This window comes from Solibacillus isronensis, from assembly GCF_900168685.1.
GTDB lineage: Bacteria > Bacillota > Bacilli > Bacillales_A > Planococcaceae > Solibacillus > Solibacillus isronensis_A.
Window position 1 is genome coordinate 1,156,592 of sequence record NZ_FVZN01000014.1, and the last position, 26,970, is coordinate 1,183,561.

The 26,970-nt window shown below is 41.8% G+C and carries 30 protein-coding genes, 1 pseudogene and 1 riboswitch; of the genes and pseudogenes, 24 read left to right on the forward strand and 7 right to left on the reverse strand.

Annotated features, from left to right (window positions below):
* The first annotated feature begins 2 nt into the window (after positions 1–2).
* The 22 genes from B5473_RS14240 to B5473_RS14345 all read left to right on the forward strand — a co-directional run bounded on the left by B5473_RS14240 (position 3) and on the right by B5473_RS14345 (position 20,045).
* Entirely contained in the window at positions 3–677 is a 675-nt protein-coding gene (locus tag B5473_RS14240; RefSeq protein ID WP_079526266.1) for a precorrin-8X methylmutase, read from the forward strand.
* A complete protein-coding gene (locus tag B5473_RS14245) occupies positions 652–1,788 on the forward strand; it encodes a cobalt-precorrin-5B (C(1))-methyltransferase (RefSeq protein ID WP_079528736.1) in 1,137 nt (378 codons plus the stop codon). The genes B5473_RS14240 and B5473_RS14245 overlap by 26 nt, the downstream gene beginning before the upstream one ends.
* The gene (gene cbiE, locus B5473_RS14250) at positions 1,763–2,959 is read left to right on the forward strand and encodes a precorrin-6y C5,15-methyltransferase (decarboxylating) subunit CbiE (protein ID WP_176142081.1); all 1,197 of its coding nucleotides are present in this window, start codon (positions 1,763–1,765) and stop codon (positions 2,957–2,959) included. The genes B5473_RS14245 and cbiE overlap by 26 nt, the downstream gene beginning before the upstream one ends.
* Positions 2,956–3,660: a precorrin-2 C(20)-methyltransferase gene (gene cobI / locus B5473_RS14255; protein WP_079526271.1), complete on the forward strand. Its 705-nt coding sequence runs from the start codon at positions 2,956–2,958 to the stop codon at positions 3,658–3,660. Before cbiE ends, cobI begins: the two co-directional genes overlap by 4 nt.
* Positions 3,660–4,442: a precorrin-4 C(11)-methyltransferase gene (cobM, locus tag B5473_RS14260; RefSeq protein ID WP_079526273.1), complete on the forward strand. Its 783-nt coding sequence runs from the start codon at positions 3,660–3,662 to the stop codon at positions 4,440–4,442. The genes cobI and cobM overlap by 1 nt, the downstream gene beginning before the upstream one ends.
* Positions 4,435–5,574, forward strand: coding sequence for a cobalt-precorrin 5A hydrolase (locus tag B5473_RS14265; RefSeq protein ID WP_079526275.1), 1,140 nt, complete (start codon positions 4,435–4,437; stop codon positions 5,572–5,574). The genes cobM and B5473_RS14265 overlap by 8 nt, the downstream gene beginning before the upstream one ends.
* On the forward strand, positions 5,571–6,929 hold the full coding sequence (locus tag B5473_RS14270; RefSeq protein WP_079526277.1) for a cobyrinate a,c-diamide synthase: 1,359 nt from the start codon (positions 5,571–5,573) through the stop codon (positions 6,927–6,929). Before B5473_RS14265 ends, B5473_RS14270 begins: the two co-directional genes overlap by 4 nt.
* Positions 6,926–7,558 carry a precorrin-2 dehydrogenase/sirohydrochlorin ferrochelatase family protein gene (locus tag B5473_RS14275; protein ID WP_079526280.1) on the forward strand — a complete coding sequence of 211 codons (633 nt, stop codon included), beginning with the start codon at positions 6,926–6,928 and terminating at the stop codon, positions 7,556–7,558. The genes B5473_RS14270 and B5473_RS14275 overlap by 4 nt, the downstream gene beginning before the upstream one ends.
* Positions 7,555–8,316, forward strand: a complete 762-nt coding sequence (gene cobA, locus B5473_RS14280) for a uroporphyrinogen-III C-methyltransferase (protein WP_079526282.1) — start codon at positions 7,555–7,557, stop codon at positions 8,314–8,316. Before B5473_RS14275 ends, cobA begins: the two co-directional genes overlap by 4 nt.
* Positions 8,310–8,864, forward strand: a complete 555-nt coding sequence (locus B5473_RS14285; RefSeq protein ID WP_079526284.1) for a nitroreductase family protein — start codon at positions 8,310–8,312, stop codon at positions 8,862–8,864. The genes cobA and B5473_RS14285 overlap by 7 nt, the downstream gene beginning before the upstream one ends.
* Positions 8,865–8,876: 12 nt before the next feature.
* Positions 8,877–9,416: a cob(I)yrinic acid a,c-diamide adenosyltransferase gene (locus B5473_RS14290; RefSeq protein ID WP_079526286.1), complete on the forward strand. Its 540-nt coding sequence runs from the start codon at positions 8,877–8,879 to the stop codon at positions 9,414–9,416.
* 11 nt (positions 9,417–9,427) lie between these two features.
* The gene (locus B5473_RS14295; RefSeq protein ID WP_254865326.1) at positions 9,428–10,909 is read left to right on the forward strand and encodes a cobyric acid synthase; all 1,482 of its coding nucleotides are present in this window, start codon (positions 9,428–9,430) and stop codon (positions 10,907–10,909) included.
* Positions 10,910–10,914: 5 nt separating this feature from the next.
* A complete protein-coding gene (locus B5473_RS14300) occupies positions 10,915–11,748 on the forward strand; it encodes a class I SAM-dependent methyltransferase (RefSeq protein ID WP_079526290.1) in 834 nt (277 codons plus the stop codon).
* Position 11,749: 1 nt separating this feature from the next.
* The gene (locus B5473_RS14305; protein WP_079526292.1) at positions 11,750–12,790 is read left to right on the forward strand and encodes a FecCD family ABC transporter permease; all 1,041 of its coding nucleotides are present in this window, start codon (positions 11,750–11,752) and stop codon (positions 12,788–12,790) included.
* A 1-nt stretch (position 12,791) separates the two neighbouring features.
* Positions 12,792–13,583, forward strand: a complete 792-nt coding sequence (locus B5473_RS14310; RefSeq protein WP_079526295.1) for an ABC transporter ATP-binding protein — start codon at positions 12,792–12,794, stop codon at positions 13,581–13,583.
* Positions 13,580–14,563 (forward strand): ABC transporter substrate-binding protein, encoded by a 984-nt coding sequence (locus B5473_RS14315; protein WP_079526298.1) that lies wholly within the window; start codon positions 13,580–13,582, stop codon positions 14,561–14,563. Before B5473_RS14310 ends, B5473_RS14315 begins: the two co-directional genes overlap by 4 nt.
* 67 nt (positions 14,564–14,630) lie before the next feature.
* Positions 14,631–15,368 carry a sulfite reductase gene (locus B5473_RS14320; protein ID WP_079526300.1) on the forward strand — a complete coding sequence of 246 codons (738 nt, stop codon included), beginning with the start codon at positions 14,631–14,633 and terminating at the stop codon, positions 15,366–15,368.
* Entirely contained in the window at positions 15,319–16,515 is a 1,197-nt protein-coding gene (locus tag B5473_RS14325) for a CbiX/SirB N-terminal domain-containing protein (RefSeq protein WP_079526303.1), read from the forward strand. Before B5473_RS14320 ends, B5473_RS14325 begins: the two co-directional genes overlap by 50 nt.
* 84 nt (positions 16,516–16,599) lie before the next feature.
* Complete coding sequence (cbiB, locus tag B5473_RS14330; protein WP_079526305.1) at positions 16,600–17,550, forward strand: adenosylcobinamide-phosphate synthase CbiB; 951 nt, start codon at positions 16,600–16,602, stop codon at positions 17,548–17,550.
* On the forward strand, positions 17,525–18,592 hold the full coding sequence (locus B5473_RS14335) for a pyridoxal phosphate-dependent aminotransferase (RefSeq protein WP_079526307.1): 1,068 nt from the start codon (positions 17,525–17,527) through the stop codon (positions 18,590–18,592). Before cbiB ends, B5473_RS14335 begins: the two co-directional genes overlap by 26 nt.
* Positions 18,576–19,139, forward strand: coding sequence for a histidine phosphatase family protein (locus B5473_RS14340; protein WP_079526309.1), 564 nt, complete (start codon positions 18,576–18,578; stop codon positions 19,137–19,139). The genes B5473_RS14335 and B5473_RS14340 overlap by 17 nt, the downstream gene beginning before the upstream one ends.
* A gap of 15 nt (positions 19,140–19,154) precedes the next feature.
* Complete coding sequence (locus B5473_RS14345) at positions 19,155–20,045, forward strand: NAD(P)/FAD-dependent oxidoreductase (RefSeq protein ID WP_079526312.1); 891 nt, start codon at positions 19,155–19,157, stop codon at positions 20,043–20,045.
* A gap of 45 nt (positions 20,046–20,090) precedes the next feature.
* On the opposite strand, the gene B5473_RS14350 is transcribed toward B5473_RS14345, so the two are convergent.
* From B5473_RS14350 to B5473_RS14370, 5 genes and pseudogenes are all read right to left on the reverse strand, one after another.
* On the reverse strand, positions 20,091–20,474 hold the full coding sequence (locus tag B5473_RS14350; RefSeq protein WP_254865327.1) for a ribonucleotide-diphosphate reductase subunit beta: 384 nt from the start codon (positions 20,472–20,474) through the stop codon (positions 20,091–20,093).
* 291 nt (positions 20,475–20,765) lie between these two features.
* A pseudogene (locus tag B5473_RS14355) lies at positions 20,766–21,347 on the reverse strand (ribonucleotide-diphosphate reductase subunit beta); the annotation flags it as partial.
* Positions 21,335–23,428 carry a class 1b ribonucleoside-diphosphate reductase subunit alpha gene (nrdE, locus tag B5473_RS14360; protein ID WP_079526314.1) on the reverse strand — a complete coding sequence of 698 codons (2,094 nt, stop codon included), beginning with the start codon at positions 23,426–23,428 and terminating at the stop codon, positions 21,335–21,337. The gene nrdE and the pseudogene B5473_RS14355, both read right to left, overlap by 13 nt.
* A complete protein-coding gene (gene nrdI / locus B5473_RS14365) occupies positions 23,425–23,793 on the reverse strand; it encodes a class Ib ribonucleoside-diphosphate reductase assembly flavoprotein NrdI (RefSeq protein WP_079526316.1) in 369 nt (122 codons plus the stop codon). The genes nrdE and nrdI overlap by 4 nt, the downstream gene beginning before the upstream one ends.
* A complete protein-coding gene (locus B5473_RS14370; RefSeq protein WP_008406611.1) occupies positions 23,790–24,014 on the reverse strand; it encodes a glutaredoxin family protein in 225 nt (74 codons plus the stop codon). Before B5473_RS14370 ends, nrdI begins: the two co-directional genes overlap by 4 nt.
* 157 nt (positions 24,015–24,171) lie before the next feature.
* Positions 24,172–24,354: riboswitch (cobalamin riboswitch) on the reverse strand.
* A gap of 171 nt (positions 24,355–24,525) precedes the next feature.
* Here B5473_RS14370 and dut point away from each other — a divergent pair.
* Positions 24,526–24,963, forward strand: a complete 438-nt coding sequence (gene dut / locus B5473_RS14375) for a dUTP diphosphatase (RefSeq protein ID WP_176142082.1) — start codon at positions 24,526–24,528, stop codon at positions 24,961–24,963.
* A 35-nt stretch (positions 24,964–24,998) separates the two neighbouring features.
* Here the strand turns inward: dut and B5473_RS14380 are convergent, their stop codons facing one another.
* Entirely contained in the window at positions 24,999–25,313 is a 315-nt protein-coding gene (locus tag B5473_RS14380) for an ATPase (protein ID WP_079526320.1), read from the reverse strand.
* Between the two features lies 1 nt (position 25,314).
* Complete coding sequence (locus B5473_RS14385; RefSeq protein ID WP_139377741.1) at positions 25,315–25,629, reverse strand: cobalamin biosynthesis protein CobN; 315 nt, start codon at positions 25,627–25,629, stop codon at positions 25,315–25,317.
* 350 nt (positions 25,630–25,979) lie between these two features.
* Between B5473_RS14385 and B5473_RS14390 the strand changes: the two genes are divergently transcribed.
* Positions 25,980–26,867, forward strand: a complete 888-nt coding sequence (locus B5473_RS14390; RefSeq protein ID WP_079526322.1) for an alpha/beta hydrolase fold domain-containing protein — start codon at positions 25,980–25,982, stop codon at positions 26,865–26,867.
* Positions 26,868–26,970 lie beyond the last annotated feature (103 nt).

Here is a 26,970-nt window from a genome sequence, read left to right on the forward strand (position 1 = left end):
CAATGGCAAATATGAACTTTAATACAGAATTCGTACCACTTACAGTAGACCCGGACAAAATATATGACTACAGTTTTGCAATCATCAAAGAAGAAATGGGTGAACATTCATTTACAGATGAACAATGGCTTGTCGTTCGCCGCGTTATTCATGCTTCGGCAGACTTCGAATTGGGGCGCAGCATGATTTTTACGGATGATGCGATAGAAGCGGGCATTCAGTCTATTTTAGCTGGACGTCATGTTGTTGCCGATGTTCAGATGATTGAAAGCGGATCAGGACGCAAACGGTTCCAAAAACATGGCGGGGATTTACATTGTTATATCGCAGATGAGGATGTATCAATCGAAGCAAAAAAACTTGGAACAACGCGTGCCATTATTTCGATGCAAAAGGCGACGCAACTGCAGGAAGGCGGTATTTATGCAATCGGTAATGCCCCGACAGCTTTACTTGAACTGATTCGCCTGATTAAAGAAGGCCTTGCAAAGCCGGATTTAATTATTGGGATGCCGGTTGGGTTCGTTTCGGCAGCAGAATCCAAAGCGGAATTAGCGATTTTAGAAGGTATTCCGTTTATTACGAATGTAGGAAGAAAAGGTGGCAGTACTGTAACCGTCGCAGCATTAAATGCCATCTCAATCATGGCAGATGAACGAGCAAAAGAAGCGAAATAAAAAAGATCCGTCGGAAATGCGTCACGGCTATACAACAGGAGCTTGTGCAACTGCGATGACAAAGGCTGCCTTGTACGCACTTGTGACCGGAGAAGTTCCTGAACATGTAACGATTCATTTACCTGTCGGGAAGGATGCCACATTTACGGTGGCATCCTTTGCAGTAAAAGACAATGAAGTGATGTGTGAAACGATTAAGGATGCCGGGGACGATCCGGATGCAACACATAAAGCACGCATTCAAAGTACGGTTCGCTTTGTAGAAAAAAGCGGTGTCCATCTGGACGGTGGAATCGGTGTCGGTCGTGTGACAAAAGCAGGACTGCCCGTCCCTGTCGGTGAAGCGGCAATTAACCCTGTTCCACGAAAAATGCTTCATGGTGTCGTCGAAGAAGCGATTCAACTTTTCCAGATTGACAAAGGGGTCGAAGTGATTATTTCCGTTCCGGACGGTGAGGAAATTGCGAAGAAGACGTTAAATGCAAGGCTTGGTATACTGGGCGGCATTTCTATATTAGGTACGCGCGGTACGGTCGTGCCCTTTTCAAGTTCTGCCTATATGGCAAGTATCGTGCAGGCAATCAGTGTTGCAAAAGAAGCAGGCTGTGACCATCTAGTCATTACAACCGGAGGTCGCAGTGAAAAATATGCAATGAAGCAATATCCGCATTTACCGGAAGAAGCATTTATAGAGATGGGAGATTTTGTCGGATTTACATTAAAGCATATTGCTCGTAAAGAGATTCCCCAAGTATCGCTTGTCGGGATGATGGGGAAATTTTCTAAGGTAGCACAGGGTGTCATGATGGTGCATTCAAAAAGTGCACCTATCAGTTTCCCGTTTTTGGCTGAAATCGCGAAAAAAGCTGGAGCTGATACAGAAATAATCGAGCAAATATTACATGCGAATACGGCATCACAAGTAGGGGAAATCATGCAGGGGAATGACCAATTTTTTGAAGCGCTTTGTAAAAACTGCTGTTACTTTGCACTAGATCATATGAAAGCGAAATTACGTGTTTCCACATCGCTGTATGCAATGAACGGGGACATGCTGGGAAAGGCTGAGAATATTGAACAATTGGATGAAAATGATTGGTATCGGGGATAACGGTCCAGCAAGTTTACTCCCTCAATATATCGCTTGGATCAATTCAAGTGAAGTACTTGTTGGTGGTAAACGTCATCTTGACTTTTTTCCGGATTACACCGGCGAGAAGATCATGATAAAAGGTGGACTCTCACGACTCGTGGAAAAGCTGCAGGCAGAAACGAGAAACGTCGTCATTTTAGTATCAGGCGACCCGTTGTTTTACGGATTAGGAGGAGTTTTGGCGAAGAAGCTCCCATTAGAAATTTACCCATATGCAAGCTCTGTTCAATTAGCATTTACAAAAATGCAGGAAAGCTGGCAGGATGCCTATTTAACGAGTGTTCACGGGAGATCATTGAAAGGGCTTGCCCAAAAAATCGATGGCCGAAAAAAAATAGCGATATTGACAGATGAAGAAAATTCACCGAATGCAATTGCCCACTATTTAAAAGCGTACGGCATGACCGAATACGATGCGTTTGTAGCAGAAAACTTGGAAGGTCCAACTGAACGATGTCGTCATCTTTCTTTGGATGAAATGGAGAATGCCGAATTTTCACCATTGAATGTCGTTATTTTAAAGCAGCGTGAAGCTGTAGATCGTGCGTCAATCGGTATTGATGATGACAAGTTTATTCAGCGAAAACCGGATAAAGGGCTCATAACGAAAAAGGAGATCCGTGTACTTTGTCTACAAGCGCTGCAATTAAAAGAAATAAGTATCGCGTGGGACATCGGGACATGTACAGGCTCAGTTGCCATTGAAATGGCGAAAATTGCCCGTGAAGGTCAAGTATATGCGATCGAAAAAAATGAAGCGGATTTGGAAAACTGTCTTCAAAATCAGAATATTCACCGTACGGACTTTACAGCTGTTTTAGGAAAAGCACCAGAAAGATTAGAAGAATTTCCTGATCCGGATGCCATTTTCATTGGTGGAAACGGCGGCAATATGGAGCAGTTACTGAAACTATGTGTCGAACGATTAAAGCCAAATGGCCGCATTGTGATGAACATCGCGACCATTGAAAACTTGGCAGAAGCTATGGGACATTTTAAAAAGTTCAACTGTGATGTTTCTGTACTGCAGGCACAAATATCAAAAAGTAAGCCAATTTTAAATTTAACGCGTTTTGAGCCGTTAAATCCAATTTTTATCGTAACAGCAAAGAAAGGAATGGAATTATGACAATCGGTACATTAATCGGATTAGGTGTTGGACCAGGAGATCCGGAACTTATTACAGTAAAAGCTTTTCGAATGCTGAAAGAATGCCCGGTCATTGCCTATCCGCAAAAATTGCGCGGCAGTAAATCGTATGCACAGCGAATAATCGATGTGTACGTCAATCCGGCGGAAAAGGAAATGCTTGGGCTTGTATTCCCGATGACGAAAGACGAGGATACGTTGCAGGAAGCATGGTCTAAATCCGCAGATAAAATCTATGCACATTTAAAAGAAGGTCGGGATGTCGCTTTTGTAACAGAAGGAGATCCGATGCTTTTTAGTACATATATACACTTGATGAAATTGATGAAGGAAATGCATCCCGACGTCCCGATGAAGTCGATTGCTGGAATTTCTTCGTTTAATGGAACGGCCAATCGCTTAAGCATTCCATTGGCAGACGGCGATGACCATGTAGCAATGATTCCGGCAACTTCGGATATGGCAGAGATGCGCCGTGTTATCGAGACACATGACGGGATTGTGTTCATTAAGGTAGCGAAAGTATTGGATGACATGTTCGATTTACTTAAAGAGATGAACTTACTTGAAAAAACGCATGTCGTGACAAAAGTAACCTCAGATGAAGAAATAATTTGGAATACGAATGAATTGCGTGGCGCGGAGCTCAATTACTTATCATGTATGGTGGTGCGAAAATAATGAAGAAAATTTGGATTATAGGTGCAGGTCCCGGCGATCCGGAATTAATTACTGTGAAAGGCCTTAAATTGCTTCAACAGGCCGATGTTGTCATGTATACAGATTCATTAGTTAGTGAAACTCTAGTTGCCGAAGCCCGAGCGGATGCAGAAGTGATCCGTACTGCAGGCATGCATTTACAGGAGATGGTCGATTGCATCGTAGAACGCGTCAATGCGGGGAAAACGGTAGTGCGTTTACATACGGGTGACCCGGCAATGTACGGAGCAACAATGGAGCAAGTTGCATTGTTAAAAAACCATAATATCGGCTATGAAGTAGTTCCAGGGGTGAGTTCTGTCTTTGCTGCAGCCGCAGCCGTAGGAGCCGAATTGACGGTACCTGACTTAACGCAAACTTTGATCTTAACACGAGCAGAAGGACGTACACCGGTACCTGAGCGTGAAAAACTGCAAGCGTTGGCAAGCCATCATTGCACGATTGCGATGTTTTTAAGTGCCACATTGACGAAAAAGATTACAAAAGAGCTGCAGGCTGCGGGCTGGTCGGATGATACGCCGGTTGCCGTTATTCAACGTGCTTCATGGCCGGATCAAAAAATTGTTCGTACGACAATTGCCGAACTGGATGAAGCGATGCGCACAAATGGCATTCGCAAACATGCGATGATTTTAGCCGGCTGGGCACTTGATCCGACTATCCATGAGAAAGATTACCGTTCAAAATTATACGATGCCACATTTACACATGGTTTCCGTAAAGGTGTGAAAGTCGATGATTAACTTACGTGAAGGGGAAGTACCGGAAGTTCGCGTAACAAAACCTTATGCACTTGTAGCCATTACTAAGCACGGTGTTGCGAATGCGCGAAAGTATGCGGAGAAGTTTCCGTATGTCGATGTATATTATATGAAGAAATTCGAACAGGGCGATGAGGACGAAAAAAATATTCAGCTATTTGACGGGACGGTGCGCCTGCTGCTCCCTGCATTATTTAAAGCATATAAGTCGATGATACTGATTATTTCCCTTGGTGCAGTAGTCCGTATGATTGCCCCGATTCTAGTAGACAAAAAGAAAGATCCGGGTGTGCTCGTTGTGGACGACAAAGGACAATATGTCGTGAGTGTTCTTTCCGGTCATATCGGTGGCGCGAATGCCCTGACAAATGAGTTTGCACAAGCGATCGATGCGACTCCGATTGTAACAACAGCATCAGATGTGCAAAAAACAATCGCGGTAGATTTATTTGGTGCACGGTACGGATGGGTTTGGGATAGTGAAGAGAAATTAACGCCCGTCAGTGCTTCGGTAGTGAATGAGGAACAGGTTGCAATTGTGCAGGAAACCGGTGAAAAAAATTGGTGGCTGCATGAGACACCGATGCCCGATACGCTGAAGATTTACAGCACGACAGAAGAAGCGATAGCGGCAAAACCACATGCGACACTGCTTATTACCGATCGCATTATCGAAAAAGAGGAAGAAGTATTACTTGAAAACGGTGTCATTTACCGCCCAAAATCCATTGTATTAGGTATGGGTTGTAATCGAGGGACATCTGCCGAAGAAATTGAACAATTAATTGATGAAACGCTTTCAGAACTGAAGCTGAGCAAAAAAAGCGTCAAGGCAATCGCGACAATCGATTTAAAAAAGGATGAGCCCGGTTTCCTGCAAGTAACGGCAAGGAACAACTGGCAGTTTATTACGTATACACCGGCAGAGCTGAATGAAATGCCGCTGCAAAATCCATCTGAAACGGTCTTTAAATTTACAGGGGCATACGGAGTCAGTGAACCTGCAGCATTACGGTGTGCCAATGCGACAGATTGGCTTCTGGAAAAAAAGAAATGCGGCAATGCAACCATCTCAATTGCACGAATTACTTTTGATGAGGAGGTAACGGAATGAATCGATTCGTATTAGCTGGAACTGGAAGTGGCGTAGGAAAAACGACATTTACAATTGGGATTATGCGTGCACTGATGAAGCGCGGCTTAACTGTTCAAGGTTTTAAATGTGGTCCGGATTATATCGATCCTACGTATCATACAGCTGTAACGAAGCGGGTTTCACGCAATATTGACAGTTATATGATGTCAGAGGATGTTGTACGCACAATTGTCTCGAGAAACAGTATGGATTCAGATGTTTCAATTATTGAAGGGGTAATGGGATTTTACGATGGGAAGTCGCCATTATCGAATGAAGGATCGGCGGCACATATTAGTGAAATTACAAACAGTCCGGTGATTTTAATTCTCAACGCAGCGAGTATGGCCCGAAGTGTCGCTGCTGTTGTAAAAGGATTCCAGCAGTTGGATGAGAATGCTCAGATCGTTGGGGTTATTGCCAATCAGTTGGGAAGTAAAGGCCACTATGAAATTATTAAAACAGCGATCGAGCATGAATGCAATGTCCCAGTTCTCGGCTATTTGCAAAAAGGTGCGGTGCCGGCATTGCCGAGCCGCCATTTAGGTTTAGTTCCGGCAATTGAACGAGGAGAGCTCGATCCATATTTCGATGAGCTTGCAGAAGCTATCGAAGCAACGGTCGATCTGGACTTATTGTTACAAGTCACAAAAGCGGCCGAATTGGACCAGACTTCAAAGATTTTTGAATCACAAGATAACATGCAAGAAATTCATTTAGCGGTTGCAAAAGATGCAGCATTCAATTTTTATTACGAAGAAAATTTTGAATTACTAAAGGCTAACGGTGCAAAACTGCATTTCTTTTCGCCGCTTGACAATGAACCGGTTCCTGAACAGGCACAAGGTTTATATATTGGCGGAGGGTTCCCCGAAGAATTTGCAGACAAGCTTGCACAGAATGAACAGGCAAAAAATTCGATCAAATTAGCGATTGAAAAAGGAATACCGACACTTGCTGAGTGCGGCGGCTTCATGTATTTAACGGAAGAAATTTTCAACCGTGAAGGAAATGGCTACAAAATGCTTGGTGTCATTCCGGGGATCGTTCGTATGCAAAATAAGCTGGCGGCATTAGGCTACAGAGAAATTACCGGTGTGGAGGGGAACTTTTTAATCGGTGAACAGGAGTTTGCAAAAGGGCACGAATTCCATTATTCCGTTTATGAAGGAAATCACGAAACACCTGCGTATTTCACAAAAGGACGCTTTGGGGCGAAACAGGAAGGGTACTCACATGGAAATCTAGTCGCTGGATATACACATTTTCATTTCGCATCCAATCCGCAACTCGTGAAAAATTGGTTGGCAGCTTGTTTGGAGGTAAGCGTATGAGTTATTTTCCGTTAATGATTAATATCGATTATAAGAAAGTGGTAATTGTCGGTGGAGGCAATGTAGCCCGTCAAAAAGTGGAAGCATTATTACCTACGAATGCCCACATTACCATCGTCAGTCCGACAGTAACGGATAGGTTAAAGATTTATATAACTGAAGGCAGAGCAGTCTGGAAACAAAAACGTTTTGAACCGGCTGATTTAGACGATGCAGCTCTCATTTTTGCGGCAACTAATGACGAATCGGTAAACGATGCCGTGGAAGAAGCGACACAGCATTGGCAGTTATTAAATCGTGCAGATGCTTTAGGACGTATGGACTTTATGAACCCTGCCGTTGTCCGCAGAGGAGATTTTGTTGTCACAGTTTCGACAACCGGTGCAAGTCCGGCACTTACCAGAAAAGTAAAAAGGGACTTAGAGGGACAATACGATGAAAGTTATGCACAGTATGTTGCATTTTTAAAGGAAGCGCGTCTACTCATTCTTAAAAATTATGAAGGCGATGCCAAAAAAGCAGCGCTTGCTCAATTACTTGAACCTGAAATACTGGATTGGATTGAGCAAAAGAATGAGGAAAAATGTGCGCAGTTTTTACGTCAGATTGAAGCGGGAGAAGTCAATTGAGTGGATTTGTTTATATAGTGGGTGCTGGACCGGGTGATCCGAAATTACTGACAATCCGTGCTTTAGAGTGCATTCAGGTAGCGGATGTCATTTTATATGACAGATTAGTGAACCCCGAAATTTTAAAACACGCAACACCCCACTGTGAATTAATTTATTGTGGCAAAGAACCGGGAAAGCATGGCCTGATCCAGAACGAAATTCATCGTGTGCTGGTAGAAAAAGCACAGCAGAACAAGCAGGTTGTCCGTCTAAAAGGCGGCGATCCATTCGTCTTTGGACGAGGCGCAGAAGAAGCAGCTATTCTTCGGTACGAGAAAATAGATTTTGAAATTGTCCCGGGCATTACTGCAGGAATCGCGGCACCGGCATATGCAGGCATACCTGTTACACATCGCGATTATGCGACAAGCTTTGCGATTGTAACCGGGCATGGCCGTGAGGAAAAGGGGCAGGATTTTTTAAGCTGGGCAAGTCTCGCACAAATCGATACGATTGCATTTTATATGAGTATTGGCAATATCGAACATATTACAAAAAGCCTTATTACACACGGAAAGAAACCGACAACACCTGTTGCAGTGATTGAATGGGGAACAACAAGCAATCAGCGTACAATTACAGGTCAATTAGAGACGATTTCCGAACAGATTCAGCAGCAAAAAATGCTTAACCCTTCGATGATTTTAGTCGGGGATGTCGTAGGAATGCGTGAAGAAATTGCATGGTTTAATGAAAGGATTGAGACAACATGTTAGAAGCATTAAAAAAACGACGTGCGGTTCGTCAATTTTTACCAATGGAAGTAGAGCGGGAAAAAATTGAACAATTATTGGAAGCAGCTACGTATGCACCGAATGACCGCATGCGCGAACCTTGGCGATTTTACATATTGCAGGGAGACAGTTTAAAGCGTTTTGAACAAGTAGCACTCGATTATTTACAGCAGCGCTTCCCGACAAAACCAAACTTGGTGGAAAGCTCGATGCAGGCGGTTACAAAGACACCGCTCATCATTGTCGTCACTTCTGCTGTAGTAGACGGAGATGATGGTGCGACACTGGACAATAAATTCGCTGTCAGCAGTGCGATTATGTCGATGTGGCTAATGGCTGAAGCGCTCGGTTTAGGCATGGTGTGGCGGACACGCGGCGTCGGTCTTGTACATGACACGGCTTTGCATGAATTTATCGGGGCATCGGATGCCGAACACCTTGTCGGTACGTTATGTATCGGTTATCCGGAAGAACCGGTATCTACGGAGAAAAAACGGACACCATTTGTTGAAAAAACAACTTGGGTATAAGGGGGCAATTTCATGGCGAGAAAAGGAATGCTGCTCGTATATACGGGTGAAGGAAAAGGCAAAACAACCGCTTCATTAGGTGTGACGTTGCGTGCAATCGGGCGTGGTATGAATGTGAAATATTTTCAGTTTATTAAATCGCCGCAACGTACATATGGAGAACAAATTGCACTTCGTAAATTAGGTGTCGAAACCGTTCAGCTCGGCATTGGTTTTACATGGACAAAAACACCGGAAGAACATAGAGAAGCGTTAAAAAAGGCTTGGCAAATTGTAAAAAAAGAGTTGCAGGATGAAACGACTGATTTACTAGTTTTGGATGAGTTAAATAATGCATTGGCGATTTCAAAATTCCCGATTGATGATGTTTTACCTTTAGAAGAAGTAATTGAAGTAATCCGTAATCGACCGGCCACAATGCATTTAGTCGTTACAGGACGATCAGCACATCCGGATTTGATTGCAATGGCTGATCTGGTATCAACCGTTGATGCGACAAAACATTATTACAGCGAGCAGGACGTCACAGCGATGAAGGGGCTGGAGTTTTAGTGCAGGCAATCATGATTCAGGGCACCTCATCCGATGTGGGGAAAAGTGTACTATGTACAGCACTATGTCGCATTTTAGTTAATGACGGTTACCGGGTTGCGCCGTTTAAATCTCAAAATATGGCACTTAATTCGTATATTACGAAAGACGGTGGAGAGATTGGACGTGCACAAGGGGTTCAGGCGGAAGCTGCAAAAATTGACGCAACAACGGATATGAATCCGATTTTACTGAAGCCAAAAGGGGATATGGTATCAGAAGTGATTCTGCATGGTAAACATTTTGCAAATATGAATGCGGTCAGTTATCGTGAACAATTTGTAGAAGAGGTCATGCCTGAAGTTCGTACATCACTTGAACGTTTATCGGAGAACTATGATGTTCTTGTTTTGGAAGGTGCGGGAAGTCCCGCGGAAATTAATTTGAAAAGCCGTGATATTGCCAATATGCGAATGGCTCATGAAACCGATGCGTCTGTTATTTTAGTTGCCGACATTGAACGGGGCGGTGTTTTTGCATCACTTGTCGGAACGCTGATGTTATTGGACGATGTGGAAAGAGCACGTGTCAAAGGAATCATTATCAATAAATTTCGTGGCATGAAAGAACTGCTGACAAATGGAATCGAGTGGCTGGAAGAGTATACAGGGATTCCTGTACTTGGCGTTATTCCTTATTTTGATGTTCAAATTGAGGCTGAAGATTCTATGGCGCTATCCAGCCTGCGCTTGAAAAAGCCACAGCAGCATGAATTTGCGATTGATGTCGCTGTCATCCGGTTTCCACGCATCTCCAATTTTACCGATATAGATCCTTTGTTTGAAGAACCGGGGGTAGGTGTGCGCTTTGTTACCAACCTAAGCGATTTAAAAAATCCGGATGTCATAATTTTACCGGGAACTAAAAATACGGTGGAAGATTTTTTATGGCTGCAGCAAACCGGGTTGATGCAAGGAATTTTACAGTTAGCGCATCAACATGTCCGTATTATCGGTATATGTGGAGGTTACCAGATGCTCGGTGAAATGATTTTTGATGAGCAGGCGGTTGAAAGCACTGGCGGAACGTACTTGACTTTAGGTCTGCTGCCGATTGAAACAACATTTATCGATCGTAAGCAAACACTTCAAGTTTCCGGAAGAAGCTGTACAGGTCATGAGATTGAAGGTTATGAAATCCATTTAGGTCGCAGTGTAGCAACGAAACCGTTGAAGCCTTTCATCCAATTTTATGACGGTCGGACAGATGGTGTCTATACGGAGCAAGTATTTGGTACATATGTACACGGGATTTTCCAAAATCGCTCATTCACACGTGATTATTTTAATGTAATCCGTATGCAAAAAGGGATCGAACCCATTTCAGGAGATGTCTTATCCGATTTTGAACGGCGCGAACAAGCGTATGAAATGCTGGACCGCCATGTGCGGGAGCATCTGGATATGGAGAAGATTTATTCGTTTATTTCGGAAACTACAGTTGAAAAGAGGTGAGGTTGATGGCTGTTTTACATGGGCCGCTCGCAATAGATTTTGAGCAGCTCTGGAAGGAAGGGATGCTCGACTGGCATGGGAATATGCCGGAACGGATGAAAAATGATGCGTTGGAAGAAGCCTTTTGGGCCCAATCAATGCAAAAAAAATCCTATAAGCAAACGGATGCACATGCCGTTCCAATTTATGAGAAGATTCGTCAGTACATACCTAAGGGGGCAAGCTGTCTGGAAATGGGCCCCGGTTGGGGGAATTATACATTTCCTCTAAGAGAAGATGTCGGAAAACTGACATTAGTTGATGGCTCAAGGAGTGTTTTGGACTACTTGCAGCAGTATTTCATAGAAGACGATGCGGTAAATTTTGTTCATGCAAAGTGGGAAGAAGCCGATGTCGAACATCATGATATAGTCATCGGTGTCAATTGCTATTACCGGATATATGAAATGAATAAGGCACTGCTGAAAATGAATGACCGGGCAAAGAAACGAGCGATCATAGGGTTAACGACAGGACCGACACAGCCACATTATGATGTGTTAGCGAAAGAATATCATTATGAGATTAAATATCCGAGAAGAGATTATATTGAAATTTTAAATATGCTGTATCAGTTAGGGATTTATGCAGATTGCGAAATGTTGGCATTGGAACGCATGTATTCCTATGAAAGTTATGATGCATTGTATGCGGCACAAAGTAAAAAAATCTTAACGGATTCATTTGATTGGCAGCATGTAAAAGAAGCGCTTGCCCGGTATGTTACAGAAGAGGAAGACAGAATTGTATACCGGCATAAATTTTATGCGGCGATTATTAGTTGGGAGCCGGTAAAGTAAAATGAACAAAAATAAATTTTGGCTATGGATGCCTATTCTAGTCGTTGTGCTCTTAGCATCCATTATAGGAGCGATTATGGTAGGTTCTGTAGGAATCACACCCCAGTTAATTATTGAAGTATTACTTTATAAAACAGGAATGTTGAGTGAAACAAATGCATCAAATGCCCAACAAGTCATCATTTGGGAAATTCGTGTACCGCGCGTGTTATTGGCACTTTTAGTAGGGGCTTCCCTAGCAATATCGGGCGCAGCAATCCAGGCTTTAGTAAAGAATTCGATTGCAGATCCATACATATTAGGTGTATCCTCGGGTGCTTCCGTCGGGGCGACTTCGGTCATTTTATTCGGGGCCTTCAGTTTTTTCGGTATATTTGCCTTATCGTTTGCCGCATTTCTAGGTGCCATTTTCGCCGTAATGATTGTCTTTTTACTTGCCCGCGTAAGCGGGAAAACTTCAATGATTCGATTGCTGTTATCGGGTATAGCGGTTTCCATGGTGTTGGGTGCCATGACAAACTTCATGTTAATGATTTCAAAAGAACAAGGCGGTGTTCAGGCTGTCATGTTTTGGATGCTTGGCAGTTTAGGGGGGGCAAAGTGGTCCAATATCGGAATACCTTTTATTACTTTTTGTATTGTATTTCCGTTATTGCTACTGAGCTACCGTCAACTGAACGCACTGTTGCTTGGTGAAGAAACAGCCTCGACGTTAGGGATCAATATTGAACGGTTCAGGCTGTTCATTATTATTATCGTGTCATTACTTACGGGCGTTGTTGTTGCGGTTAGCGGGAGTATCGGATTTGTCGGTCTCATTGTCCCGCATATTGTGCGCATGATTGTCGGGTCCAATTATAAAGTCGTTTTACCGCTGAGTGCGCTGGTTGGGGCCATTATTATCATATGGGCGGATATGGGGGCACGTATAGCCATTGCACCGGAAGAAATGCCGATTGGGATTATTACAGCATTATGGGGAAGCCCATTCTTTATTTGGATGCTTCGTCGTCAGCGCTATGCATTTGGGGAAGGAGAATAAAATGATCCAGCTACATAAAGTTCAATATTCGGTGGATGAAAAGGACATTTTGAAAAGCATTTCTTTGGAAATCATCGAAGGAAAATTTATAGGGATTATTGGTCCGAACGGCAGCGGAAAATCAACGATGCTTAAGATTTTGTACCGTCACCTGAAACAATCATCCGGCAAAGTAACTTTACATGAGCAGGAAGTTTGGGATATTTCCCCGAAAAAACTGGCGAGACAAATGGCGGTCGTTAGTCAGGAGTCAACTGTATTATTTGACTTTACTGTAAGAGATTTGGTGATGATGGGACGTACCCCATATAAAGGGTGGCTTAGCGCGGATAACTCTGAAGATGTGTTGATTGCGGACAGAAGTATGGAATTAGCCAATGTTGCCCATTTGGCGAACCGTACACTTAGCAATTTATCGGGAGGGGAGAAAAAGCGGGTCATGCTTGCACGTGCATTGGCACAGCAGGCAAGCATTCTTGTCCTGGATGAACCGACAAACCATTTGGATATTGAACACCAGCTTCATTTAATGGATTTAGTCAAAGATTTACCGATTACGATTATTGCGGCGTTACATGATTTAAATTTAGCTGCTGCTTATTGTGATGAGTTGATTGTTATGAACGGTGGAACATTACATATTCAAGGTACACCGGAAAATGTATTGACGACAACGATGTTAAAAGAAGTATTTAAAATTGATGCAGGGATTTCCAAAAATCCGTTTACAGAGAAAATGCATTTGTTTTTTTATACGAATACAAAGATAGATACAAAAGGAGAAACACAATGAAACTACGTAAAAAAATTTGGGCACCGTTTGCTTTGGCATCCGCATTAATTTTAGGGGCATGTTCAAACGATGAGCCAACTGTAGAACAGGCAAAAGCGGATACCGAGGAAACGGTCCAGTCAGTAACAATTGAAAATGAAGGCATATCCATTACATATGATGAAGCACCAAAAAAAGCGATTTCCATTAACCAGCATGTAACGGAAGTGATGCTTGCACTTGGTTTGGAAGATTCAATGGTAGGAACAGCTTACTTGGATGACCAGATTTATCCTCCATTACAGGAAGCATATGACCAAGTTCCGGTAATGGCTGAACAATATCCTTCGAAAGAACAGATCATCTCGTCAGAAGCCGATTTCATTTATGGTGGATGGGCAAGTGCCTTCAATGAGAAAAACGTCATGTCACGTGAAGAAATGGAACAATTGGGAATTGGCAGTTACCTGCAGTCTTCCTCTGTAAAAGTCGCGCCGGAGCTAGAGGATATTTATACGGATATTCATAATATCGCAAAAATCTTCCGTGTTGAAGAGCGCGGTGAAACATTGATAGAAGATATGAACGCAGATATTGAAAAGATTACAGAAAAAATTCCTGCAATGGACAAGCCAATCGATGTCCTAGTATTTGATAGTGGGGATAAAGATGTATTTACAGCAACACAGAACTTTATGAACACTTTAATTAAAATGGCCGGAGCAAATAATATTTTTGGGGATATCGAGAAAAACTGGGCAACGGTTTCAAAAGAAGATGCGGTTGAGCGTAATCCGGAAGCTATCATTGTCATCGATTACGGTTCTACAACAGCAGAGGAAAAAATTAATTTCCTGAAAAATGATTCTGCACTGAGCCAAACACCGGCAGTACAAAATGAGCATTTTGTTGTTCTGCCATTATCGGCTGCATCAGAAGGTGTTCGAGTGGCAGAAGCGCTTGAAATTATTGCTAAAGGTCTTTACCCGGATTCATTCTGAACTTTCACAATCAAAGGGTATTAACTAGTCACAATAAGTGTAATTGATGAATGGGGGCGGTTTATATATGCAGGAATATGCTAAGAAAAATTTCGAGAAGGCGTTGCAGCTGCCGATGCCGAACAAGACTTTTGCAAAGTTAAAAGCAATGGATGACTATATCGCATTAATTGTACGGCCCGGGTTAATAAACAAACACTTATCAAGTGATCAGCTGATTGTATTAGCGAATCTTGAAGAATCAGGCGCTGTAAAATATTCTGCCGGCCATAGTTTTATCGTTACTGTTCATCGTTCAAATGTGGAGCAGGCGATGGAAAAATTAACGGAAGTGAATTTGTATGTGGCATCCCAAACACCAAGTGCATTATTTAAATGTTGTGACTTTTGTGATGGGGATTTGTTAGACGGTTTACCACTTGCAAAGGACTTGCTGGAACAAGTTGAACAAATGCCGTTAAAAAACAGAGTTCGCATCGGTTTTAATGCATGTACAAAAGCATGCTATAATGCGGTCCAGGATGACCTGGCACTCATTTTTCATAATGGCAAAGTGGACATTTACGGTGGCGCGATTCCAATGGGGAGGCGTGCCAGTTCCGGGCAACTGTTGTTAAAAAAAGTACCGGAAAATATAGTAATTGATGTTGTGAAAAATATATTAGAGAAGTACAATTCGTCATCAATAGATAAGTTTGCCGCATTCGTGCACAAAAATAAAACGTACTTTGACCAACTAGAAGAAGGAGGATTCTATGACAACTTGGAACTTAGCACAAATGCAGCGTCATCTGTTAATTTGTAACGGGGCGACTTGCATGGGTGCCGGTGCGGAAGAAGTAACACAGCAAATCCGGGATGAAATTCGCAAAAATCGACTGGATGAAATGATTCATACATCGCGTACCCGATGTAATGGGCGTTGTAAAGATAAATGCGTTGTCATCGATTATCCGAACGGAACATGGTATTCCGTTCAAAACGAGGAAACCTCACGCGCCATTGTGCAGGATACCGCTGAAGAATCATCCATTATTTATTCGGTGGAACACGGGGAAAGAATCCGTCATGAAAATCGGATTAAAGGGATCGATAAATATAAAAAAGGAAGAGGACCAATGAAAAAAGCAGTATTATTTGTTGGCCACGGAAGCAGATTGGAGGCAGGGAATGAGGAAGTACGTCAGTTTGTCGAGCAGATGAAAACGTACATTGACCCAGCACTTCTTGTTGAAACATGTTTTTTAGAGTTTGCAGCCCCGAACATTGAAGATGGAATTCAGCTATGTATTGAAAAGGGTGCGGATGAAGTTCATGTAATACCGATCATCCTATTACATGCAGGACACTCAAAACTGCATATTCCAGCCGAAATCGAACATGCTAGAGAGCATTTTCCGGATGTTCGCTTTACATATGGTCAAACAATCGGGATTCACGAAGAGATTTTCGAAATTCTTAAGTCCCGATTATCAGAAGTCGGCTTCAATCCTGATGAAAAACATGAAGACACAGCTATCTTACTCATTGCTCGTGGCGGTAGTGACCCATATGCAAACGGCGATTTCTATAAAATTACCCGTTTGTTGTGGGAAAAGCTGGACGTTCCAATCGTAGAAAGTGCGTTTATGGGCGTGACGACTCCATCTGTAGAACAAGGGATTGAGCGTTGTATCAGACTCGGTGCCAAAAAGATTGTGATGTTACCATACTTTTTGTTTACAGGCGTGTTGATGGAACGAATGGCTAAAATGGTCCAGCAGTTTACAGAGCAATATGAAGATGTCGATTTTTTACTTGCAAATTATTTCGGCTACCATCCTAATTTGAAGAAAGTATTGTTGGAGCGCATGGAACAGGCACTGGACGGTACTTCTACAGGTATGATCGATTTAGAGAATTTCCGCAAATATGCAGAAGAACATGGATATGAACACCACCATCATCATTAATGAAATGCTACAATTTATCCAGAGCATCAATTATGCTCTGGAATTTTCATTTTATATCAATTGAATAAAGGAGCGAGGGACACGATGTATTTTATTATTTGTGTAACCGCAGTGCTCATCGATTGCATTGTTGGGGATCCGAAAAAATGGACGCACCCCGTCATTTATATCGGCAACATGATTACTTTTTTCGAAAGGAAATGGAATCATGGCGGTAAACGACTGATAAAAGGCTTGCTGACGGTTTTTCTCACCGTAAGTATTACAACGGGAACAGTGTTTTTAGTTGTTATTCTCGCAATGAAAGTTCATTTTATGCTTTGGTTGGCGGTCGAAATCTTTTTGATTAGTTTAGCCCTGGCACAGAAATCGTTAAAAGAAGCAGCGATACTCGTTTACGATTCCTTGGAAGCGAACGATTTACCCGACGCAAGGAACTATTTAAGCTGGATTGTGGGCCGTGATACGAAACATTTGGATGAACCCGAAATTGTACGAGGTGTCATCGAAACAGTTTCGGAAAATACGAGTGACGGCGTGACTGCACCGCTCATGTACGCGTTATGTTTCGGGGCAACCGGTGCATGGTGCTATAAAGCGATTAATACGCTGGATTCGATGATCGGGTATAAAAATGAACGCTATGGGGAGTTTGGATATGCTGCTGCTAAATTGGATGATGTTGCGAATTATTTGCCCAGCAGAATTTCCGGGTGGTTCCTACTTCTATTTACGAAGTGTGAAATGAAACAGCCGCTAAAACACCGCTTTAAAAACTGGCTAAAAGATGCAAAAAAACATCCAAGCCCGAACAGCGGATATTTGGAAGCTGCTACTGCCGTTCAGTTAGGAATCCGATTAGGCGGGTATAACCGTTATGGCGGGGTGGAATCATTTAGAGCTTATATGGGTGAACCATATGAAACGATTCAAAGAATACATATTAAAAAAGCGATCCAGCACATGTATGTATGTACATGGTGTGTTGTGATAACAGGGGGAATAGTGTATGCAATTGCCTGCGCATGGAGCTAATGCAGCTGCGTTGTATAAAGCGATGAATGTAAAAATGCCGGAGCAGGTAATCGATGTTAGTGAAAATGTCAATTATCTGGGGTTACCAAAGCAAGTAGAGGAAGAGTGGCCGAACCTTTTTGTAAAAATTGCCGGATATCCGGATGAACAAGCCGAACCATTTCGTTCTAAAGCAGCAGAATTTCACAAAGTGGCAGTCCATCACGTTGTTGTGACAAACGGTGCAGCAGAATGTTTAATGGCTTTGGCGCAGTATTTCAAAGGAAAGGACATTGCTCTGTTACAGCCAACATTTTCGGAGTATGCAAGAACATTAAAACAGCAGGATTGTGTCATTCATTCTATTTTGGCAGAGGATTTTTGTCACTATCGGTTTAACAATGAATTGCTGGAAAAACAGCTGAAACAGGTCCATGCTTGTTATATTTGCAATCCGAATAATCCTACAGGCGTATTACTGAAAAAACATTGGATTGAACAGTTGATAAAAAAATTTCCGCATTGTAATTTTGTTGTCGATGAAGCATTCATGGACTGGACCGATGAATCGGAGAGTGTCGTTTCATTAGTGAACACTTATCCTAATTTAATTGTCGTACGTTCCATGACGAAAATGTACGCACTGGCTGGCATTCGTCTTGGTTATGTTATCGGACAAAACGCGGAAAAACTACGAAATTACTTGCCCCACTGGAATGTAAGCGCCATCGCAAATGAAATCGGCTGTCTCTGTTTACACGACAAGGATTTTGTAATGGAATCCCGTAAAACAAGCAGCAAATTACGCAGTCAGATGGTGGCGGACTTACAATTACTTGGTTGTAAAGTATCAGACAGTGCAGCAAATTTTTTGCTGTTTCAATTGCAGGAACAATATAATCCGGATGAAATGTTTAAATATTTATTGGAGCGGGGAATCGTTTTGCGCCATACAAGAAACTATGCCGGTCTTGACGGTAAATGGTTTCGAATCGCTGTCAAAAGTGAAGAAATCTGGACAAAGTGCAAGGATGAACTAACGAATTATGTCAAAAATCATTAACTACTACCGTCATGGAGAAACTGTCTGGAATAAAGAAGGGCGGCTGCAAGGATGGCTCGACTCGGAATTAACGGCAAAAGGAATGGAACAGGCAATGTCCGTTACATGGAATCCGGAAATCGTATTTTCCAGTGATCTCACTCGGGCAGTAAAAACAGCACATCTCATGTTTCCTGACCATATCATTCAAAAAAATAAAAATTTGCGTGAAATCAACTTAGGGCATTGGCAAGGCAGCTACATTAAGGAACTTCAACAGGATGAACAGTATTGTTGCTACATGAATTCCCCTGAAATGTTTATCAATACGACTCAGGAATCTTTTCAAGACGTAACGAACCGAATGATCGCATTTCACCAGTATTTATTACAGTTACCTTATGAGAGAATCGCTGTCGTTTCTCACGGTGTTGCTATTGCCTGTTTGATTTCCTCGCTCCATAAACAGCCATACGACAAGCTATGGAGTTATTTGTTGAATGGTGCTGCTTGTTTTTCGATAGAAGGGAATAGCGAACAAGTACATAAAGATATTTTTGTACAGTAATAATGGGGGAGAGCGATGATTTACGATGTTTGTGTAATCGGCGGTGGTCCTGCCGGAATGTTCAGTGCATTTTATAGTGCATCTAGAAGGATGAACACGGTATTAATTGAAGGCAATCATGAACTGGGGGGAAGACTGAATCTATTTTTAAACTATGAGATTTACGATATTCCCGGTCAGTTTGGGATTTTGGCACAGAATTATAAAAAAGCGCTGATTGAACAATTAAAAGTAAGTAAAGCTAATGTGTTCCTTGGAGAAATTGTTGAGGAAATTGAAAAGATTGACGAATTGTTTTATGTAACGACATCTAAGCAAACGATTCTAGCTAAAACTGTCATTGCGGCAACCGGCAATGGATTTAGTGAAGTAAAAAGAATCGAACATGCGCACATCTCGGAAAAAATACAGTATGACCCGCCAGCTTTCAAACAATATGATGGACCAATTGCAGTAATCGGACATACACCGATGGCAGCGGATTGGGCAATTCAGTTGATGGGTTATGGAAATGCGGTTACATTATATACCGACCAAGAGCTGAATTTACAGTCTATTTTAATGGATGGACTTGCCAACAATAACATTCCGGTTTATGATTTCGCAGATTTTAATGACCGGGCTTATGTGGCTGTCTTTTGCCATATTGGTTCAAAGAAACGTACGATTGATTTTAAAGGGCGCATAAAGCAAAGAGATAATGGTTTAACGAGTTTTTGCGGATATTTTGTAGCAGGGGATGCCCGCTATGAGCAAGGTAAACTGAAACTTATACAAGGTGCAACACATGATGCCATGCAGGCAGTTAATGCTGCCTTTCAATATATACACGAAGGGGCCAATTACCAACCGATAGTTTCAACACATGACCCGATTTTTAAAGAATGGGTGAAAGAAGCATATTAAATAGGAAGAAACGCTATACCGGATATTTGGTATAGCGTTTCTTTTTTAGAATTTAAATGTATCGTCCGTAATAGGGGCCACTTTAGCCACCGCATAAGTTGCTCCTTTTTGGCTGAAGAAATCATAGGTTGACCCAGTATTGGAAATTCCGTTCATCACAATAGGGTTCACTTCCTCGTCAGGGAACATCGTGTCGAGCCCCAAGTTCATAAGTGCTTTATTCGCATTGTAGCGCACGTATTTTTTCACTTCAGGGGAAAGACCCGTTTCTGCATATAAATCATCGGTATACTTCATTTCATTTTGATATAAATCGAGTAAATATTCATAGCCCCACAAAGTTAGCTCCTGCTGTTTTTCCGCTGAAAACGTTTTGAAAATGTTCTGCGCGAAAAAGCCGACCGCTACTCCGTGAATTGATTCGTCCATGTTGTTCAAGTAAGTTCGTCATTCTTACTTCTGCGATTTGCAGCTTATAATTTCTTATAAGATCAGATCATATCATATATAGCTTTTGCTATATCTCTCCGCTTCGGATACCATAATTGACTTGTATCCTACTCTACTAGCTTCCATGTAAAAAACATGTGCTTTCGATGACCGTTGCACCTTATTGATAGTTTTCAATCTCTTAACTATCAATCTTGGCTCAGGATTGTCCTCGACTTAACGTTAGGATATCCCCTGAATTCAAAGAGTTTTACTTGCGCCACGATATTAACGCAAGATTAAGCTAATCACTTCCGCACTGTTTCGCAGTACACCTTGTCCTCCTAAATAAAGAGGGTAGAAGAAGCCGGAATAGAATAAGAAGCTTTCCAGCATAACGGAAGCGAACATTGCCTTCCATAAGCTTTCCGGGTCATCTTCTTTTATATCGGTGTATACTTCGCCAATGCGATTTGCTTTATATTGAAGAAACTCATTTTTTTGCACCCATTCGAAAACTTCGTCAATTTCCGTGTTTGTGCATAATGTTGTAAAAATATAAGAATAAGATTTTGCATGGATTGCTTCAAACGATCCGAAGACGGTTAACACCGCTTTCTCCTGGAAATCGGGCGTGTACTTGGCGATTTCATTCATGCCGATGTTCGTTTGTACCGTATCAAGCAATGTCAGGCCGCCGAACACTTTTTTGTATGTATCCTGATGTTCGAATTCCTTCCATTGTTTGACGTCTTTACTGACTGCAATTTCTTCGGGGAACCATATTTGTTTCCATTGCTGGTCCCAAAAAATGCGAGCGAGCTCACTCGTAGGGGTATTCCAGTTGACCGCTTTATACGTTAAATTTGACATGCGACACACTCCTCAATTGTTAGTAAACGTTGGCGTACGTAATATACGGTTTTAATGCCTTTCGTCCACGCGTAAATATAGGCTTTTGCCAATTGTTCTGTGTTCCACTGATCCGTTACGTATAGTGTCATGGAAATTCCCTGGTCGACATGCTTTTGCGCGGCTGCGTAAAGGTCGATCAGTTCATACGGGTTTACTTCATATGCTTCGGTATATAGCTCCTGGTTATCATCCGTTAAAAACGGCATAGGATAAATTGTTCGACTGTCCGCATAGTCACGAACTTCCACGCGTTCTGTAACAGGGGCGATGGAAGCGGTACAGCTGCGGATGTAGGAGATACTGCCAGTTGGAGCAATCGCAAGTCTGTATGAATGGAATAAACCATACTCCAATACGTCAGACTTCAACTGCTGCCACATATTTTGAGTAATAATCGGTGTACCCCCAAGTGCTTTAATCACTTCAGGAGTAAGTTCTCTTTCTTCTTTATTTATATAAGTTTCAAAGTAAACACCGCTCGCATAATCACTTTCCTCAAATCGATAAAACGTTTCGTTCTTTTGCTTCGCGATTTCCATTGATGCTTTTAACGAGTGATAGTTCAGTGATTCCATAAACGCATCGATAAATTCGATCGACTCTTTGGAACCATAACGGATTCCGCTTTGTACAAGGTGTCCGTGCAAGTTCATAACACCCAATCCGACAGAGTGCATCACTTTGTTGGCTTTCGACACAGAAGGGACGTTGACGATATCGGTCATCGTTGAAACATTCGTTAAAAGACGCATTGCTGTATCGACAAGCTGTCCGAAATCCTGAACTTTAGTTGCTTCATGAATGTCAATTGAACCTAAGTTACAAGAAACATCAAGGCCATATTCATTCGGCTCGTTTTGATCGGTAACAATACTTGTTTGCTGGTATTGAAGAATTTCGGTGCATAGATTCGACATCTTCACACGCCCGATTTCCTTTAATGGGTGTGTATTATTGACATTATCATCGAATATTTCGAACGGGTAACCCGATTCAAACTGCGCTTTTTTAATTTCCGTATACAATTTACGGGCATTTAATCGTTTCAGTTTACGGATGTTCGGATTATCCAATAGCTCATAGTAAATTTCCGAAATCGAAATTTCCGACATGCGTTTGCCGTATTCTTTATAAATATCATAAGAACTGAACAAGACGATATCTTTATCTCGGCGCATCAGTTCAAAGAAAATATCGGGAAGAATAATGCCTGTAGATAGTGTAGCTAATCGGATTTTATCGTCGGCATTTGGTTTCTTGGAAGAGATGAACGCTTCAATATCACCGTGAAAAACATTTAGATAGACGACTCCGGAACCATTTCTTTGGCCAAGCTGATTCGAATACGAGAACGAATTTTCCAGCAGTTTCGCAACAGGCATAACCCCGCTCGCACGGTTTAAAATTCCTTTAATCGGATCTCCCAATGGACGCAGATCGGTCAAGTTTACCCCGACACCGCCGCCTAAGCGGGAAAGTTCAAGACAATAGCCGATATTCTCGGCGATTGAGTTCATCGTATCGTCCATCGTTAGTTTAAAACATGAGACTAGCTCACCGCGCGCTTTTTTCCCGCTGTTTAGGGCAGTTGGGGTTGCCGGCTGGTAGGCAGTCATTACCGCTTCGATGGCCTTTTCAGCCAACGCTTCATCGCCTTGTGCTAAATACAGGGCGATAATAACGATTCGGTCTTCATACTTTTCCAGAATTTCTTTTCCATCCCGGCTTTTCATCGCATAGCTTTCGTAGAACTTCGAAGCACTCATGAATGAAGGAAACCGGAACTTGTAGGAATAGGCTTTTTTGTACATTTGTTTAATAAAGTCCATCGAGTACAATTCCAAAAACTCTTTTTCGTAATAGCCTTCATCGACTAAATAACGCACTTTTTCCTCGATATCGATAAAGTAGCGTAAACGGACATTCACGTCTTCCAGGAAATAGCGGCGTGTTGCTTCTTTGTCTTTCGCCAGATCCAATTCACCGGTAGCACGGTAACGGTTTAGAATATCGTTATTTAATTTTAAATATTGTTTCATTTCGATGCCTCTTTCCAAATGGAGTAGTAGTAATCTGTAATCGCTTCATAATTCGCCGGAGTTCCTCGCATTTCCACTTTTTCGATTAACGGAATTCCGTATTGTGCAGCTAAAAGGTCACCTGCACGGCCGAAAAAAGCATGACCAAAATTACGGTTTCCGCTTACGATAATTCCTTTGCATAGATCAAAGTTCGCAGTCATGAACTGGTCGACGATAGGGGGAACAGAGCCTAATCCATCCGTATACGTAAATAGAAGATACGGTTCATCCATTTTCTCTACTTCCGCCAGATCCTTTGCGGGCAAGCCGAGTTTTTGCACAATGGATCGTACATTACCAGTTCGTGAAGCAAATATGATCATGCGGTCATTTCAGAAATGCGATCGATAATTGACGTCGGCTCTGCGATAAATTCACCGTTGATTTCAAATAACGGCACAGACAAAAAACCTGCATCGAGTACTATTTGTTTTGCGCTCTCATCATGGTCAATATTAATAACCTCGACCTCCAAGTTGGCAGCATCGAGCTCCGATTTTACCCATAGGCATTTTGGACAAATTGTTTTCGTATAAAGTTTCATAATAGAACCCCTCGCTATTTAAATATTACTAGTAATTGTGGTGCACATGTCATGGGGGAACATGCAGAAAAAACAAAAAAAGCTATCCCGGAAAACAGGATAGCTTGAAATGGAAACGAGTAAAAGAGCGCCTCCATTTCCTATTCCCCGAAGAAATGTACGTAGTTTTAACGCGGCAGGTCTCCTGGCTTTGCTTCATCCGTCAGACATACCTTCCCATGCACTGCACAGTGGTCTATTCGTCTTCAGTCAGCATTTACAGTTGCGGGGACAGCGTTGGATTCACACCAAACTTCCCTTTTAAACTACATTTAGTAGTACCGTGATAAAAAAACACAATATATAGTTGAATTGAGTATAAGCTTTAACAACATAAAAGTAAAGAGCCTAAAGAAAGATAACATAAATCCATTAAGAATTCTAGAAAACTCCCTATTGAAAATAAAGAGAAAATATGGTTTTGTTATAACTGCATGTAAATAGATTTTATAAATGAGAAAGTTGGTTGAATATGTCGATTCATTTAAAAATTAAGAAAACCCACCCGAATGCTGTATTGCCGAAACAGGCACGGGAAGGGGATGCAGGGATGGATTTAAGTGCGGTTGAAAAAAGAGTTTTACTGCCTGGTGAATACGGGTTAATTAAAACCGGTCTTCAAATCGAACTGCCGGAGGGAACAGAAGCGCAAGTACGCCCACGTAGCGGATTGGCCCTCAAACATGGGATTACGGTGTTAAATAGTCCAGGTACAATCGATGCAGGCTATCGCGGTGAAATCGGCGTGATTTTAATCAATCACGGGAAAGAACCGTTTACGATTGAAAAACAAATGCGAATCGCCCAGCTAGTCATTCAATATGTTCCGCAAGTTTTTATTGAAGAAGCAGACGAGCTGTCGGATACGGAGCGCGGTGATAAGGGCTTTGGTTCGAGCGGAGTGAAATAATGAAAAAAAGCCTGCTTTCAGATGAACACAGGCTTTTAATCTTCTTTTTTCCACTTTATGTAATTGTATGACATTTGAAAAACCAATACGATCACTAGCAACAGCGTAACAAATATAAAGTTAGCGGAAAACCCTTCAAAATAATAAATGATCGCTAACGGAAAAATACAAAACGGGATTGAATAAATCGTGCGTAAAAATTTTCGGCGGTATGAAAGGGCATGATAGGCAAATTTAAACCCTTTATCCACTTTCGGTTTTTTCCTGTAATACATAGATAATAGTAGTGTTGTAATTGAAACCACAATTAATATGAATCCGTACTGAATTAAAAAATCTAAATCAACCATATTAGTTTCCTTCCTCTCCTTTTGACTGAATATCGATCTGTGTCACAATTTTTGAAATCGGTAAATACGAAAGTTCACAATTATAACGCCCATCAGGTAGATCTTTGTAAGTACCGGACTTTATGTTATAAAGATTATCTTCAATCTTTACTTCAGTCGTATCAATACTTCTCCCATGACCGTTTACAAAGTTGATTTCACAAATCCCCTCCGCAAATTTCTGATTGCCCGCTTGTAGATGATAAAAATCATATCCATAAATACCCGTTACAATCAGCATGAACAGCGTTAGCACACCAAGCATAAAAGTATTCATGTTATAGGGGGAGGATTTCTTATTTACGAACTGCCGTATAAAAAAGAAAGCTGCAATGATGAATAATAAAGTGAAAATTATTAGAGCACTGTAAAATCCAATGAGCACCATCATTCCCTCCTTTAGAATTTATTACCTAATTTACGGATAAGTCGGGAAAAAGTTTCAGAATTATATCGCGATTTGTTTTATTGAGATAATAATGTGCTTAAAACAATCGACACTTTTTTCTAATAGGTACTAAGTATGCATAAGGATAAATAGAAACGTTTATCCGATTAGAAGGTAATCAATCAATTTTAGTCGAATGGATAAGAATCATAGTAGAAAAAATAGGATGGAGGCATTGTATGCGAAGCGTGCAAAGTGTGTTGTTTGAGAAATTTTTAATACTGCGCGGAACAAAGAAAAAGTTTATGGATTTGCGTCTGCTCGATGATTTTATTGCAATGAAGCATAACGAGAAACCGTATGAACTCGATGCTAAATTCAGAGATCAGCATCAAATAAAGAAAGACGAATTGAATGGCATTCACTATTACACAATTAATGAACAGCAAACACCGGAAAAGGTCATCTACTATTTCCACGGAGGAGCGTATATTAATGATCCACTGATTTTTCATTGGCGTTATTTAGTAAAGCTTGCACAGGAGACAAATTTCACGATTGTTGTGCCGATTTATCCGAAGTTGCCTAAACATACGCATAAAGAATGCTTTACTGCCATTCACGACTTATATGATCATCTCGTTTTAAAATACGATGCACCGTTTATTTTTATGGGGGATTCAGCAGGAGGCGGGCTGGCGTTGGCGTTGGCACAGGATGTAAAGCGATGTTCCAAAAAACAGCCACAGCATATTGTTCTACATTCCGCATGGCTCGATGTACGGGGTGAGGACCCGCGCTATAAAGAACTTGAAAAACTCGATCCGATGCTTGGAGTGATAGGCGCACAGGAGCTTGGCAGGTTATGGGCGGATGGCTTAGAGTTAACCGACTACAAAATAAGTCCTGTACATGGAGAACTGATAGACATTGGACAAATTACCGCTTTTGTGGGCACGGGTGAACTACTGCTAGTCGATGCAAATATGCTTCTCGATAAAGCAAAAGAACAGGGAGTAGCAATTCAATACTACGAATACCCAAAAATGAACCATGTTTTTCCGGTATTTCCGATTCCGGAAGCAAAAAAAGCAATGAATCAACTGCTGAAGATTATAAAAAATTAGTACGAATTAATAAGGGAGCTTTAACAGTACGAAAACGTATATTATCCGACGCATCAAAACAGAGGACAAGATCAGAAGGCCAAGTTAACAATAGCTGATAAGG